The following is a 13,349-nucleotide window of genomic DNA, read 5'->3' on the forward strand; positions in this document are numbered from 1 at the left end:
GGAGTTTCCGTGTCGTCCGGGGGTGGGTGTGCGGGTCACTGGCCGACTGCCGGCCAGCCGTCCGCGGTCCAGGTCAGGGCGTTCAGCCCGAGCTTGGGCGTGCCCTCGTCCTGAGCGTCGTAGTAGTGGTACGCCAGCCAGTCCCGGCCCCGGTCGCGGAAGACGGACTGGCCGCCCGTGCCGATGTAGCGGCCGTGGCCCTCCAGGAGGAGGTCGCCGCCGCCTTCCAGCATCGGGGTGCCACTGCTGTCGACGTAGGGCCCCTTGATGTCCGTGGACCTGCCGACCTTGATCCTGTACGTGCTGTTCACGCCCGAGCAGCACGCGTCGTACGACGCGAAGAGGTAGTAGTGGCGGCCGTGCTTGACGATCTCCGGGCCCTCGACGGCGTACGGCTCGTCGGGGCGGGTGGCGAGGTGGTGGACCTTCGCGTCCTCGACGGCCTTGCCCGTGCGCCGGTCCAGCTCGACCATGCGGATGCCGCTCCAGTACGAGCCGAAGGACATCCACAGCCGGCCGTCGGCCTCGACGACCGCCGGGTCGATGGCGTTCCAGGTGTCCGTCGTCTCGGAGGAGAAGACCTTGCCGTGGTCGGTCCAGGTGCCGGGCAGGCCCGTGCGTGAGGTGGCGACGCCGATCGCGGAGTGGTTGGTGCCCCAGGAGGAGACGGCGTAGTAGAGCCAGTAGCGGCCGGCGCGGTAGGAGAGGTCGGGGGCCCACGGGTCCCCGGTGTCGTTGTACTCGTACCACCAGGCCGGGGGCTCGGCGAAGGCGTTGCCCGCGTCGTCCCAGTGCCGGCCGTCCTCGGAGAGGCGGGCGCCGATGACGCCGCCGGTGGAGTAGGCGACGTAGCCGCCGCCCTTCAGGCGCATGACGGTGGGGTCGTGGATGATCTGCTGGCCGGTGATGGGGCGCGGGTCGGGGTAAGTGTCCGCCGCTTGGGCCGCGTTGGGCAGCAGGGCCATGAGGGCCGCCGTCGCCACGGCGGTGAGGGTTCTGCGGAGGGTCACTGTCCCGCCAATCCCGTGTGGGCGACGCCCGCCACGATCTGCCGTTGGAAGAAGACGAAGACGATGATCAGGGGCAGGCCGGCCATGAGGCCGCCGGCCATGAGCTGGGCCCACTGGATGCCGTAGGAGTTCATGACGGTCGCGATGCCGTTCGGCATCGTCATCAGGTCGGGGTTGTTGGTCACCATGTACGGCCACAGGAAGTTGTTCCAGGAGCTGATGAAGGTGAAGATGCCGACCGCCGCGAGAGAGGGGCGGGAGAGCGGCACGATGATGGTGAAGAAGACGCGCCAGCGGCCGGCGCCGTCGATGAAGGCGGCCTCCTCGAGTTCGCGCGGGATGCCCTGGAAGAACTTGTAGAGGATGTAGACCATCGCGGCTGGTGCGCACTGCGGCAGGATCATGCCCCAGTAGGTGTCGACCATCCCCATCTGCTGGACGGTCGTGAACAGGGGGACGCCGAGCACGGCCGGGGAGATCATGAGGCCGGCCATCACCAGGGCCATGAGGACGCCCTTGCCGCGGAACTCGGTGCGTGCGAAGCCGTAGCCGGCCAGCGCGCTCACCAGCAGCACGATCGCGGTCGCGCAGACCGACACGACCAGGGAGTTGACGAACCAGTTGGTGATGTTGCCGGTCTCGAAGAGGGCCGTCCATGCCTGGCCCGTCCAGTCCTCGGGCAGCCAGTGCGTCGGCACCTCGACGGCCTCGGTCTCCGACTTCAGGGAGGTGAGCAGCGCCCAGGCGAGCGGGGCGAGGAACACCGCGGAGACGGCGGCGCCGAGGAGGGTGAGCACGATCTGGCTGGGCGACCATGCCTTGCGGGGCTTGGTCCGCATCGGTGCTGCGGCGGTGGTCATCGGCCGCCCTCCTCACGGTTGCGGAGCAGCCACATCCGCGCGAGGGCGACGGCCGCGATGAGCAGGAAGAAGATGATGGAGATCGCGGAGGCGTAGCCCACGCGGTAGCTGGTGAAGCCCTGTTCGAGGGTGTACTGCACGAAGGTGCGGGTCGATTCCTCCGGTCCCGGGCCGAAGTCCTGCATGACGACGGCCTGGTCGAAGACCTGGAGCGAGGCGAGTATCTGGAGGGCGACGACGAGGCCGGTGATGTTGCGCAGCATCGGCAGCGTGATGTGGACCGTGCGGTGCCAGGCGTTCGCGCCGTCCAGCTTGGCGGCCTCGTACAGGTGCAGCGGGATGCCCTGGAGCGCGGCGAGGTAGAGCAGGAAGCTGAAGCCGACCGTCCACCACAGCGTGGTGATGACGACCGCGAGCAGCGCGTACGACTTGTCGGTCAGCCAGGGTGTCTCGAGGCCGAAGACGTGGTTGATCATGCCGGTGCCGGGGTTGAACAGCCACTGCCACAGGTTGGCGGCGACGGTGGACGGCAGCAGGAACGGCATGAAGAAGCACAGCCGCCACAGCCACTTGCCGCGCTCGATGTGGTGGGCGAGCATCGCGAGGAGGAAGGCCAGGACCGTGATGCAGGGCACCACGAGCAGCGTGAAGTACGCGCTGTGGCCGAACGCGTCCCACATCAGCGGGTCCTGGAGGGCCTCACGGTAGTTGTCCAGGCCGATGAAGCTGGCGCCGTCGCCGGAGATGTTGGCGTCGGTGAAGCTGAGGTAGAGGCCGCGCAGCAGGGGCCAGACGACGAAGAGCGTGAACAGGGCGAGGAACGGGGCGACGAACCAGCCGCCGTGCTGGAAGCCCTGCCTGCGTCGGAGGGTGGCGCCGGCCGCGGCGGTCTTCGCGCGCGTCGGGCGGACGATCGTTTCAGCGCTGGTCGTCGTCATGCGACAGCACCTCCCTGCGCGGCGGTCCTGCCGTCCATCGGGTTCTTCGTGCCGAGCAGGTCGGTGAGCGCGCCCTTCATGCGGCGGGCGACGGCTTCCGGCTTCGCCGAGCCCATCGTCGAGGAGACGACGATCGGGCCGATGCGCTGGGCGAGGATGCCGGTGGACCCGGCGAACCACACCTTGGGCTCGGTGGCCTGGTGGTCCATCGCGCCGGCGTACTCGCTCTGCGGCTTCAGCTCCTTGTACGCGGCCGTGGACAGGGTCGGCGTGTAGGCGGGGATGTGTCCGCCGGCCGCCCACTGCTGGGCGTGCTTGACGACGTAGGCGGCCAGTCGGTGCGCGGCCTCGTTGGTGGCGCCGCCGCGGCCGGCTTGGTGCGGGAGCACGAAGGAGTGCGACTCGGCGTGGGTGGCCTGCTTGCCGAAAACGGGCGGCAGCGGGGCCGCGCCGTAGTCCAGCTTCGCGCCCGAGAAGACCGGCACCGACCAGTTGCCCTCCCACGCGAAGGGCGCGCCGTTGACGAACTGTTCGGCACCCGCGCCGCCCCCGAAGCTCGGGTCGGCGTACCCGTCGGCGATGTGCCGGCGCAGGAACTCCAGGACCTGCGTGGCCTTGTCGGTGTCGAAGGTGACCTCGGTGTTGTCGTCGTTGAACCAGGTGCCGCCGAGCTGGGTGTAGAAGGCGACGAAGAACCACCACTGGAAGTTCTGGTCGTTGTGCCAGAAACCGATGGTCTGCAGGCCCTTGCCGGTGGCCTTCTTGGCCTCCTTCAGTACGTCGAACCACTCGTCGACGGAGGTGACCGGCACCATCCGGCCGTCGGCGCCGAGCAGGCCCGCCTTCTTCAGCACGTCCCTGCGGTAGAAGCAGAGCTGGACGTGGATGTCGAGGGGGAGGGCGTAGAGCTTGCCGTCGATGACGGCGCGCCGCCACAGCTCGGGGTTGAAGTCGGCTTCCTTGACGCCGTACTTGGCGAGCAGGCCGACGTCCCAGGGGTCCAGGAGGCGGCCCGGCGAGAAGCCGGTGACGCGGCCCAGGTGCATCACGCCGATGTCCGGCGCGCGGTTGCCGGCGGCCGCCATGGCGAGCTTGGTGTAGAAGGGGCTGCCCCACTGGAGGGTGGAGTCCTTCACGTCGATGCCGGGGTTGTCCTTACGGAAGGCGTCCAGCATCGCGATCATGTTGTATCCGTCGCCGCCACTGAAGAGGTTCCAGTAGCGCACTCGGGTGTCCGCGTCGGAGGCCAGGGCGTCGGCGCCCGTACCGAGGGCCGCGAAGCCGAAGCTTCCCGCGACCGTCAGGCCCCCCGCCGCGGCCAGAAAGTGCCTGCGATTCAGGTCAGGTCGTCCCATGCCCTGCCCTATCTGCTCATGGATTGTTCGATATATCGAATATCGCTCGTAACTTCGAACGGGACCGTAGAGCGGTGAGCGCGGCACGTCAATGGTTCGGACAAGAACTCGATGCGGACGCGTTCGGCCGCGTAGGCTCGAACGGCCTTGGGAACGGAAGCGGTCTCGGCGGCCAGGGAGAGCGGAGGACGCCATGGGGTTCGCGGACGCGGCCATGGGTCCGGCCTCGTTCCTCAGCGAGTTCTACACGTCCTTCTGGTGGGTTCCGGCCGGGGTCCTGGCCGCCGCCCTGGCGATCAAACTGCCGACCATCGTCCGGCTCTGGAAGGACCCGCTGCTGCGCGCGGTCGGCGGTCTGCTGCTGCTCGCCTGTGCGGTTTTCGTGTTCGTCGCGCCCTCGACCATCGTGTGGGTCAATCGCGTCACCGGCGTACCGAACATCTCGGCACCCTGGGTGTACTCGCTGCTCACCGCGTTCTGCGCCTCCTGCCTGCTGCTGATCATCGCCTGGCGCGACGGGCTGTCCGAGCACTCCCCCTCGACCCGCAGGGCCACCCGGTGGGTCGTCTCCGCCTACGGCGGCGTGATCGTCCTGCTCTGGGTGCTGTTCGCCCTCGCCGACGTGCCCGTGGAACGCACCCGGGACCTGGACACGTATTATGCGACCACGCCGTTCATGCGTGAGTTGATCCTGCTGTACCTCCTCGCGCACACCACCGCCGTCCTCATCACGGCGCGGCTGATCTGGAACTGGATCCGCACCGGCGGATTCGACGCCTGGCTGCGATGGGGACTGAAGTTCCTGGGCGTCGGCTACGCGCTGAACCTGGCCTTCGACGCCGCCAAGCTCACCGCCGTGGCCGCCCGCTGGGCCGGGGGCGACCTGGACCGGCTCAGCCTGGACGTGGCACCGGCGGCGGCCTGCCTGTCCGCGGTCTCGATCGCGGTCGGCTTCATCCTGCCGCACGCCGGCCAGTACCTGTACGAGCGGCGCCGCATCCGACGGGCCCACCGGCGGCTGCGGCCGCTGTACCGGCTGATGCGGGCCGTGCACGGCTCCGGGGTCCCGTTCGTCCTGCGCGCCAGCCCCGAACTGCGTCTGACCCGCCGCGAGACCTTCATCCGCGACGTCCTGCTGCCGCTGGCCCGGCGCACCGACGAACGGCTGCGCGAGCGGTCCTACGTCGCCGCCCTCGGCCTGGGCTGCGCACCGGAGTGGGCCAGGGCGCTCGCCGCGGCCGTGGTGATCCTCGACGCGGTCGACGCCGGCCGTACGGACGACGGCTACGGCGGCAACGGCCCCGACACCACGGAACTGCTGCGCGAGATCGGGGCCGTCTCGCGCGCCCTGCGCCACCCCGACGTCATCCGCGAGGTCCGCGCCCGCGCCGTGGCCCCCGGGGACACCGCGGCGGTCACCGAGTGACCGCGCAGCGCGGGGCAACTGGCCGGGACGTCACCTGTCTTGGCATATTGCACTGGTGACCGAGCCACACCCAGGGGAACAGGGAGACAGCGGTGCGTACCAGGAAGGAGATGCGTCGTCTCGCTGACGCCCTCATCGACCCCATCCGGGTGCCGGTCCCGGCGGACCCCGAGGTCCTCTTCGAGGCGCTGGTCGCCTCCGTCAGCGCCTGGCGGGGACGCGAGGTGGTCGTCCACCGCGCGGCGTTCCCCCCGCACACCGCGAGCGGGCTGTGGCTGGAGCGCGAGAGCCACGACGACGTGGTGGTGGACGAGCGCGCCGCCGTGTGGCACCAGATCGTGATCCTCTGCCACGAGGTGTGGCACATGAGCCGCCGACAGGCGGAGGCGGCGACGGGCGCGAGCGTCGGCCTACCCCGGCCGGTCGCCGCGCGCACCGACTTCTCGCTGGCCGAGGAGCAGGAGGCGGACCGCTTCGGCATGCTGATGGGCCGTCGGCTGCGGACCTGGCTGGAGGCCTCCACCGACTCGGTGTTCGCCGCGCAGGGCGGCGATCCCGACGACCCGAAGGACCTCGCCGGGCGCATCGGAGCCGCGCTCAACTACCGCGGGACGACCAGATGAACGGCGTGATCAACTACGTGAGCTGCGGCGTGCTGTGGCTCGGCCTGCTGGTCAAGGCCCCCGACCTGCTGCGGCACCGCCGCGATCCGTATCTGTGGGCCATCTGCGCGGTGCTGGGACTGGCCGGGCTCTGCTTCCTGCTCGGGGCGCCCCCGACGGTCGGCGCCGTCAACCGGGTCAGCGGGGTGCCGAACCTCGCGGCTCCGCTCACCTACGCGGCGCTCACCGGATACTGCGCCGCCTCCCAGGTCCTCGTCGTCCACTGGCGCGGCGGGCCCCGGGTGCGCCGCACCGCCCGCCGCTGGTTGCTCGCCTACGCCGCGGTACTGCTGGGCATCGCGGTCACCTTCGCCCTCGGCGAGGCGCCCGTGGAACGCCGGACCGACCTGGACACGTACTACGCGACGACCCCGTTCCTCGCCCAGATGATCGTGCTGTACCTGCTGGCGCACCTGACCGCGGTGACCGTCACCACGGTGTCCGCGCTGCGCTGGGCGCGCCGGGTGCGGGGCGCGCTGCGGGCGGGGCTGGTCCTGCTCGGCACCGGTTCGCTGTGCGGCGCCGGCTACAGCCTGGCCAAGCTGGTCGCGGTGGGCGCCCGCTGGTCCGGGCGCGACTGGTCGGCGCTGGGCACCCTCGTCTCCCCTGCCGCGGCGGGGCTCGGCGCGCTGCTGACGGTCGTCGGGGTGCTGGTCCCACTGGTGGCGCCCCGGGCTGACGAGTGGCGGCGGGCCCGGCGGACGTACGTCCGGCTCGCGCCCCTGGAGCGCGCGCTGGAGGACCTGCTGACCCGTCGGGCGCTGCGGCTGCCCCAACCCCGGTTCGCCTCGCCCACCACCCGGCTTGTGTGGCGCCAGACCAGCGTCCACAACGCGCTGAGCCACCTCCAGGCGTACTTCGACGGTGACCTGTACGACCGGACCCGCGCCGTCGCGCTGGCGGCGACGGGCGACCCGGAACGGGCCGACGCCGCCGCCTGGGCCGCGGTCATCGGCGCCGCGGTGCGGCACGAGGCGGACCCCGAGGGCAAGGCCCCGCCGGCCGCCGACGCCGGACGCCTCCCCGGCCGGGTGCCGGGCCCGGCCGCCCTCGGCCGGATCGCCGACGTGCTGGCCGCCACCGCCCCGGTACCGCGGAAGGCCGCCGTGCCGAGCGGGACGAGCACGGCGGGGGCCGCGTGATCCGGGCCCGGCGCGAGAGGAGCCGAACGGTATGAGTCTCGTCGTGTACCTCGCGGCCCTGGTGTTCGGGACGACGTCCGTGCTGCTGTTCCGCCGTCCGCGCACGGCCATGCGCAACCCGCTGACCCTGTCCACCTGCGCGGCGATCGTGCTGGGCGCCCTGGTCCTCGTGTGCGCCGCCCCGGCCACCCTCGCCACCGTCAACGACCTCACCGGCGTCCCCAACTTCGGCGCCCCGCTGACCTACGGCATGCTCTGCGCGTACAGCTGCGCCGTGCTCGTGCTGCTGATCAACTGGCGGGGCGGCCCGCGGGAGCGGGTACGGCGGCTGGTGCTGCGCAGCATGGCCGCCTACGGGCTGCTGGCGGTCGCGATCGTGGTGCTGTTCGCCCTCGCCGACGCGCCCACCGAGCGCCTGACCGACCTCGACACCTACTACGCCGGCACCCCGTTCATGCGGGAGATGATCCTGCTGTACCTGCTCGGGCACAGTGCGGCGATGCTGGTGATGTGCGCGGTCTGCGTCAAGTGGGGCCGTGAGGTGGGCGGGCTGCTGCGGGCCGGGCTGCGGCTGATCCTGCTGGGGGCGCTGCTGGACGTGGTGGGGTTCCAGCTGACCAAGTACACGGCGGTGGTGGCGCGTTGGTCGGGCCACGACCTCGACTTCCTGTCCACCACGGTGGCCCCGCCGATGGCCTCGCTGGCCGCGCTGCTGTGCTCGGCGGGGTTCCTGCTGCCGAGGCTGCTGCCTCCCGTGGTCGCGCACTGGCGGGGGCTGGGCGACTACCGGCGGCTGGAACCGCTGTGGACCCTGGTGAGGTCGGTGTCCACCGCCCCGAAGCCCCCGGCCGCCTGGTGGCAGCTTCCACAGGCCCGGCTGCAGTGGCGCGAGGTGTCCATCCACGACGCCCTGCTCACGCTGGCCCCGTACTTCGACCACCGGGTCCGCGAGCGGGTGCGGGACACCGCCCTGCGCGCGGGCCGCTCACCCCATGAGGCCCGGCTGGCTGCGGAGGCGGCCATGCTCACCGACGCCGCGCGCCGGGCCGCCGCCCGTGAGGAACCGCCCGAGACCGCCGGTTCGTACCGTCTGCACGCCACCGAGGTCTCGGGCCCGAGCGGGCTGGTGGAGCTGGCTCGTGCGCTGGACCGCCCGCCCGTCGGCGGTACCGCATCCGGTGGTGCGGTACCGCCTTCCAGGACCACCCCACCCATGGCTGAACCCGAGGAGCCCCATGTCGCGTAGAGCTGTCGTCGTCGGTGCCGGCCTGGCCGGAACGCTGGCCGCGGCCGTGCTGTCCACGGCCGGCGTGGACGAGGTGATCGTGCTGGACCGCGACGAGCTGCCCGAAGGGCCGGAACACCGGCGCGGGCTGCCGCAGGGACGGCACGCGCACCTGCTGATGGCCGGCGGACTGGCCGCCATGGAGGAGCTGGTGCCGGGCGTGAGCCTGCGCAAACGGCTGCTGGCCGCCGGGGCCCACGAGATATCCCTCAGTTCGGGCATGCTGGCCCGCACTCCCGAGGGCTGGCTGCGGCGGTGGCGTCGCGAGGGGCCCGCCATGCTCACCTGCACCCGGGCGCTGCTGGACTGGACGGTACGGGAGGCGGTGCGCGAGCACTGCGCGGTCGAGATCCGCAAGGCGACGGTGCTCGGGCTGACGGGATCCGCGGGGCGGGCAAGGGGGGTGCGGATCGCGGCACCCGGCGGGGACACGGACCTCGACGCCGACCTGGTCGTCGACGCGAGTGGGCGCGGCACGCGCGTCGTCACCTGGCTGGACGGCCTCGGACTGTCCGGCGTCCGGGAACAGGCCGTGGACTCGGGGCTGGTCAACGCCTCGCGCGTCTACCGGGTGCCCGAGGGGGCGGAACGGTTCCCGCTGACGATCGTGCAGGCCAACCCGTACGTGAGCCGGCCGGCCCGGAGCGCGATGGTCATGCCGGTCGAAGGGGACCGCTGGCTGGTGAGCTGCGGCGGCTCGCGCGGCGGCGAACCGCCCGCCGACCCCGAGGGTTTCCTGCGGTACACGCTCGCGCTGCCGGACCCGATCGTGGGCCGGCTGATCTCCGGCGCGGAGCCGCTCACCGACATCCATCTGAGCCGGTCCACCAGCAACGTGCGGCGGTACCTGGAGAAGGCGCCGCGCTGGCCGGAGGGCTTCGTGGTCCTCGGGGACGCGCTGGCCACGTTCAACCCGGCGTACGGGCAGGGCATGTCGGTGGCCGCGTTCGGCGCGCAGGTGCTCGGACGGGAGCTGGAGCGCGCCGGGAGCCTCGCCGCGCCCGGTCTGGCCCGGCGGGTGGTGCGGGGGGCGGCGCGCTCGGTGGACGCGGCGTGGTCCATGGCCGTCGGCCAGGACGCCCTCTACCCCGGGGTGCGCGGCGGGCGGCGGCCGGGCGTCGCCGACCGCGCCGTGACGGCGTACACGCGGCGCGTGATGAAGGCGGCCACGGGCTCGTACGCGGCGGCCTCGGCCATCTGGGACGTCACCAGCATGCGTACGCCCCCGACCCGCCTGTTCCGCCCGGACGCCGTCCTGGCCGCCCTCGCCGGCTCCCCGCTCCCCCGGCTCACCGAGCCGCCGCTGACACCGGGCGAACGCGAGGTCGTGCGGTCACTGGACCGCACGGGGCGGTGACGGGCCGCCGCGCTCGACTGCCGGCGTCTTGACCCGCCCCCCGCCACCGCGCGCCGGCTCCGGGTCTCAGCCGGCGAACGCCGGCTGGGCCACCCCCCGCCCCGCGCCCGGGACCACCAGCAGCGACCCCGCCAGCGGATGCGGGGCGCTGAGCCCCACACGGGCCGTGGTGATGTACAGGTCGGTCAGCCCCGGACCGGCGAACGCGCAGGCGGTCACCCGGGGCACCGGAAGCACGATCACCCGGTCCAGCTCGCCGGACGGTGTGTACCGGCGCACCGCGCCCCCGTCCCACAGCGCGACCCACACGCACCCCTCGGCATCGACGCACAGCCCGTCCGGGAAGCCGGCCCCCTCCTCGATCACGGCCAGCGGGCGGCGGCCCGTGATCCGGCCGTCGGGGGCGGCGACGTCGAAGACGTCGATGCGGCGGGTCGGCGTGTCGACGTAGTACATCAGCCGCCCGTCGGGGCTCCAGCCGGTGCCGTTGCTGACCGTCACGTCGTCCAGCACCGTCGTCACCGTGCCGTCTCCGGCCACCCGGGACAGCGTGCCGCCGCCGGGTGCCTCGTCGTAGCGCATCGTGCCGGCCCACAGCGTGCCGTCGGGGGCGACGGCGGCGTCGTTGGCGCGTCGGCCGGGGACGACCTCCCGGTGCAGCCAGCGGAAGGTGCCGTCGGGATCGAGCAGGCCGACGCCGTCCCGCAGGTTGAGGACGACCCCGCCGCCCGCGCGGGGCTTGACCGCGCCCACGTGCTGTTCGGTGCGGCGCACCGTGCGCCGGCCGGTCGCCGGGGCGTAGGTGTGGATGCGGGAGTTCAGGATGTCGATCCACAGGAGGCGGCCGGTCGCCGGGTCCCAGGTGGGTCCCTCGCCGAGCGCCGCCTCCGCCCGGACGGCCACCTCGTACGCCGTGCCGGTCGCCGTCATGACGCGCTCCGGTGACCGAGGCGCTCGGACAGGTCGGCGGCGCCCTTGACGGCCAGTTCCTCCAGCTCGGCGCGGCGCTCCTCGCTCCAGCGGATCATGGGCACCGAGATGGACAGGGCCGCGACGACCCGGCCGGTGCGGTCGCGGACCGGGGCGGCCACGCAGGAGACGTCCGGGTTGGACTCGCGGTTCTCCACCGCGATGCCCCGCTCCCGGATATCGGCCAGGGCCTCGCGCAGCGCGGCCGGTTCGGTGATGCTGTTCGGCGTCATCGCGGTCAGCTCGGTGCCGTCCGGGAAGCGGGCCGCGAGCTGCGGCTCGGGAAGGGAGGCCAGCAGCATCTTGCCGACGGACGTGCAGTGGGCGGGCAGCTTCCGCCCGGCCGCCGACACCATCCGCACCGCGTGCGTGGAGTCGACCTTGGCGATGTAGATGACGTCCGTGTCCTCGAGGATCGCCACGTGCACCGTCTCGTCGCAGGTCTCGGCGACGGACCGGGCGACCTGCTGGCCCTCGGCGGCGAGGTCGAGGTGCTCGGCGTAGCGGGCGCCGAGCTGGTACGGACGCACACCGAGCCGGTACCGTCCGGGCTGCCCGGCCACGGGGACGATGTACTTGCGGGCGGCGAGCGTGGTGACCAGCTCGTGCACGGTGGTGCGCGGCAGCTGGAGACGGCGCACGATGTCGGGGGCGGAGAGCGTGCCGTCCCCGTCGAGGAAGAGCTCGAGTATGTCGAGAGCCCGGGTCACGGCTGGTACGAGGCGCCCCATGTCCGGCCCCCTCCCTAAGTTGTTCGAGATTTCAACAGGCGATCGGAATGACGAACACAGGCTACTCACATCGCGTTTGCCGGGGCAATGGGCCTGCGCCCGTGTGCTCGTCCGGCCCATGGGCCACGATGGATCCATGCCCACCGGAAAGCGGCCCTCCGGCCCGTTCACCCCGCGCGACTTCCAGCTCGTGCTGCTGCGCCGCATGGCCGACCACAACCCGGACCTGGTGGAGGACGCCCGCCGTGAGCTGGGTGTATCGATCGCGGTCATGAGGGAGGCCAACCGCCGCTGGCAGGCGATGCTCCGCTCCCCGCGCTCCCGTTCGGCGGCCTCCCGGTACCGCTCCGTCCTGGGCGAGCCCGAGTCGACGGCACCCCGCCGGATCGGCGACCTGGAGTGCGAGGCCCGGCAGTGGACCCTGCCGCTCTGGCCCGATCTGCGCTTCGAGGTACTCGTCGGCGACAGGGGCGCCGTCTGGAACGAGTGGCTGGTCCGCGCCCCGGGCGCCGAGGGACCGGAGCTGCGCACCGTGAACGACCTCACCCCCTGGTCCTGCACGGTCGACGAGGCGGCCCGCGCCTTCGCACCGGCCCGCCCGCTCCAGGGCTCGGCCCCGGCCCGGTGGGGCCTGGCCTTCACCGCGCCGGACGCGCACGGCCAACGACGCGAGGTCGTCGCCGAGTTCGCGTGGGAGCTGCTCCAGCGGACGGCGGTCGGCGACCGATAGCCGGCCGCGTTCAGCGGGCCGCGTCCAGCACCGCCTCCACCACCCGCGGCACCGACCGCTCGTGCAGCCACAGGAACAGGTTCGGCTCCACCAGCTCCAGTTCCATCACCCGCGGCCGCCCGTCGTCCCCGTCCACCAGGTCCACGCGGGCGTACAGCAGCTCGGGGGCGTCCGGTACGGCGGCCAGGGCGCGTTCGGCGACGGCGACTTCGGCCGCGGTCGGCGTCCAGCGCTCCAGGCCCGGGTGCGCGACCTTGCGCTCGTCGTAGGGCGTCCGGGGTGTGAGGACGGCGCCCTTGCGGCCGGCGTGCAGCAGGCGCCCGCCGAAGAACTGCAACGCCCGCTCCCCGGCGGTGTCGACGCTGCGCACGTACGGCTGCACCATCGCCGTGAAGCCCTCGGCGTGCATCCGCTCCACCTGCCGTACGGCGACGGCGTGCTCGTCGGGGGTGTAGCGGGCGGCGAAGCGGGCCCCGGCGCCGGAGGTCGGCTTGACGACGTACTCGTGGTCGTCCGGCAGGTCGACGGCCTCACCGGGCGCCGTGTACCGGGTGGGGACGGTGGGCACGCCCGCCTCGGCGAGCTCGCCCAGGTAGCGCTTGTCGGTGTTCCAGCGCACGACGGACGGCGGGTTCGCCAGCCGCGTCAGCCTCCCGCACTCCTCGGCCCACGCCGTGAACTCGTTCGCCCGCCAGCTGTAGTCCCAGGTGGAACGGATCACGGCGAGGTCGAAGGACGCCCAGTCGACGCCGTCGTCGTCCCACACCTCGGCGGACGCCGTCGCGCCCGCGTCCGCCAGGGCCCGCACCAGCACCGGCAGGTCCCGGTCGACGCTGACCTGCGGGCCGGGGCGGCAGGTGACGAGTGCTATTCGGGGCATGGCT

The 13,349-nt window shown here is 72.5% G+C and carries 13 protein-coding genes; 6 read left to right on the forward strand and 7 right to left on the reverse strand.

Annotation, left to right across the window (positions count from 1 at the left end; genetic code table 11):
• Positions 1-35: 35 nt before the first annotated feature.
• Genes IE142_RS01060 through IE142_RS01075 form a run of 4 tightly spaced genes read right to left on the reverse strand, consistent with a single transcriptional unit; the run spans position 36 to position 4,163 of the window.
• Entirely contained in the window at positions 36-1,010 is a 975-nt protein-coding gene (locus IE142_RS01060; RefSeq protein ID WP_229830107.1) for an arabinan endo-1,5-alpha-L-arabinosidase, read from the reverse strand.
• Complete coding sequence (locus IE142_RS01065; protein WP_191883944.1) at positions 1,007-1,870, reverse strand: carbohydrate ABC transporter permease; 864 nt, start codon at positions 1,868-1,870, stop codon at positions 1,007-1,009. The genes IE142_RS01060 and IE142_RS01065 overlap by 4 nt, the downstream gene beginning before the upstream one ends.
• A complete protein-coding gene (locus IE142_RS01070; protein ID WP_191883945.1) occupies positions 1,867-2,808 on the reverse strand; it encodes a carbohydrate ABC transporter permease in 942 nt (313 codons plus the stop codon). The genes IE142_RS01065 and IE142_RS01070 overlap by 4 nt, the downstream gene beginning before the upstream one ends.
• Positions 2,805-4,163 carry an extracellular solute-binding protein gene (locus IE142_RS01075; protein ID WP_191883946.1) on the reverse strand — a complete coding sequence of 453 codons (1,359 nt, stop codon included), beginning with the start codon at positions 4,161-4,163 and terminating at the stop codon, positions 2,805-2,807. Before IE142_RS01075 ends, IE142_RS01070 begins: the two co-directional genes overlap by 4 nt.
• Before the next feature lie 193 nt (positions 4,164-4,356).
• On the opposite strand from IE142_RS01075, the gene IE142_RS01080 reads away from it, so the two are divergent.
• The 5 genes from IE142_RS01080 (at position 4,357) to IE142_RS01100 (ending at position 10,035) form a co-directional block, all read left to right on the forward strand.
• Positions 4,357-5,589: an MAB_1171c family putative transporter gene (locus IE142_RS01080; RefSeq protein ID WP_191883947.1), complete on the forward strand. Its 1,233-nt coding sequence runs from the start codon at positions 4,357-4,359 to the stop codon at positions 5,587-5,589.
• Positions 5,590-5,681: 92 nt separating this feature from the next.
• Positions 5,682-6,212, forward strand: coding sequence for a toxin (locus IE142_RS01085; protein ID WP_191883948.1), 531 nt, complete (start codon positions 5,682-5,684; stop codon positions 6,210-6,212).
• Complete coding sequence (locus IE142_RS01090; protein ID WP_191883949.1) at positions 6,209-7,393, forward strand: MAB_1171c family putative transporter; 1,185 nt, start codon at positions 6,209-6,211, stop codon at positions 7,391-7,393. Before IE142_RS01085 ends, IE142_RS01090 begins: the two co-directional genes overlap by 4 nt.
• Before the next feature lie 31 nt (positions 7,394-7,424).
• Entirely contained in the window at positions 7,425-8,639 is a 1,215-nt protein-coding gene (locus IE142_RS01095; RefSeq protein ID WP_191883950.1) for an MAB_1171c family putative transporter, read from the forward strand.
• Positions 8,629-10,035 carry an FAD-dependent monooxygenase gene (locus IE142_RS01100; protein ID WP_191883951.1) on the forward strand — a complete coding sequence of 469 codons (1,407 nt, stop codon included), beginning with the start codon at positions 8,629-8,631 and terminating at the stop codon, positions 10,033-10,035. The genes IE142_RS01095 and IE142_RS01100 overlap by 11 nt, the downstream gene beginning before the upstream one ends.
• Positions 10,036-10,101: 66 nt before the next feature.
• Here IE142_RS01100 and IE142_RS01105 read toward each other — a convergent pair whose 3' ends face one another.
• Positions 10,102-10,965 carry an SMP-30/gluconolactonase/LRE family protein gene (locus IE142_RS01105; RefSeq protein WP_191883952.1) on the reverse strand — a complete coding sequence of 288 codons (864 nt, stop codon included), beginning with the start codon at positions 10,963-10,965 and terminating at the stop codon, positions 10,102-10,104.
• A complete protein-coding gene (locus IE142_RS01110; RefSeq protein ID WP_043373317.1) occupies positions 10,962-11,735 on the reverse strand; it encodes an IclR family transcriptional regulator in 774 nt (257 codons plus the stop codon). The genes IE142_RS01105 and IE142_RS01110 overlap by 4 nt, the downstream gene beginning before the upstream one ends.
• A 136-nt stretch (positions 11,736-11,871) precedes the next feature.
• On the opposite strand from IE142_RS01110, the gene IE142_RS01115 reads away from it, so the two are divergent.
• Positions 11,872-12,465: a hypothetical protein gene (locus tag IE142_RS01115; RefSeq protein WP_191883953.1), complete on the forward strand. Its 594-nt coding sequence runs from the start codon at positions 11,872-11,874 to the stop codon at positions 12,463-12,465.
• Between the two features lie 10 nt (positions 12,466-12,475).
• Here IE142_RS01115 and IE142_RS01120 read toward each other — a convergent pair whose 3' ends face one another.
• Positions 12,476-13,345, reverse strand: coding sequence for an ATP-grasp domain-containing protein (locus IE142_RS01120; protein WP_191883954.1), 870 nt, complete (start codon positions 13,343-13,345; stop codon positions 12,476-12,478).
• Positions 13,346-13,349: the final 4 nt, after the last annotated feature.

It is taken from the genome of Streptomyces mutabilis (assembly GCF_014649815.1).
Taxonomy (GTDB): Bacteria; Actinomycetota; Actinomycetes; order Streptomycetales; family Streptomycetaceae; genus Streptomyces; species Streptomyces mutabilis.

Excerpts from the sequence above, each read along its gene's own strand:
- IE142_RS01065 (WP_191883944.1), bottom strand. The coding sequence starts at position 1,870 with ATGACCACCGCCGCAGCACCGATGCGGACCAAGCCCCGCAAGGCATGG.
- IE142_RS01070 (WP_191883945.1), bottom strand. The coding sequence starts at position 2,808 with ATGACGACGACCAGCGCTGAAACGATCGTCCGCCCGACGCGCGCGAAG.
- IE142_RS01075 (WP_191883946.1), bottom strand. The coding sequence starts at position 4,163 with ATGGGACGACCTGACCTGAATCGCAGGCACTTTCTGGCCGCGGCGGGG.
- IE142_RS01080 (WP_191883947.1), top strand. The coding sequence starts at position 4,357 with ATGGGGTTCGCGGACGCGGCCATGGGTCCGGCCTCGTTCCTCAGCGAG.
- IE142_RS01090 (WP_191883949.1), top strand. The coding sequence starts at position 6,209 with ATGAACGGCGTGATCAACTACGTGAGCTGCGGCGTGCTGTGGCTCGGC.
- IE142_RS01095 (WP_191883950.1), top strand. The coding sequence starts at position 7,425 with ATGAGTCTCGTCGTGTACCTCGCGGCCCTGGTGTTCGGGACGACGTCC.
- IE142_RS01100 (WP_191883951.1), top strand. The coding sequence starts at position 8,629 with ATGTCGCGTAGAGCTGTCGTCGTCGGTGCCGGCCTGGCCGGAACGCTG.
- IE142_RS01105 (WP_191883952.1), bottom strand. The coding sequence starts at position 10,965 with ATGACGGCGACCGGCACGGCGTACGAGGTGGCCGTCCGGGCGGAGGCG.
- IE142_RS01110 (WP_043373317.1), bottom strand. The coding sequence starts at position 11,735 with ATGGGGCGCCTCGTACCAGCCGTGACCCGGGCTCTCGACATACTCGAG.
- IE142_RS01115 (WP_191883953.1), top strand. The coding sequence starts at position 11,872 with ATGCCCACCGGAAAGCGGCCCTCCGGCCCGTTCACCCCGCGCGACTTC.
- IE142_RS01120 (WP_191883954.1), bottom strand. The coding sequence starts at position 13,345 with ATGCCCCGAATAGCACTCGTCACCTGCCGCCCCGGCCCGCAGGTCAGC.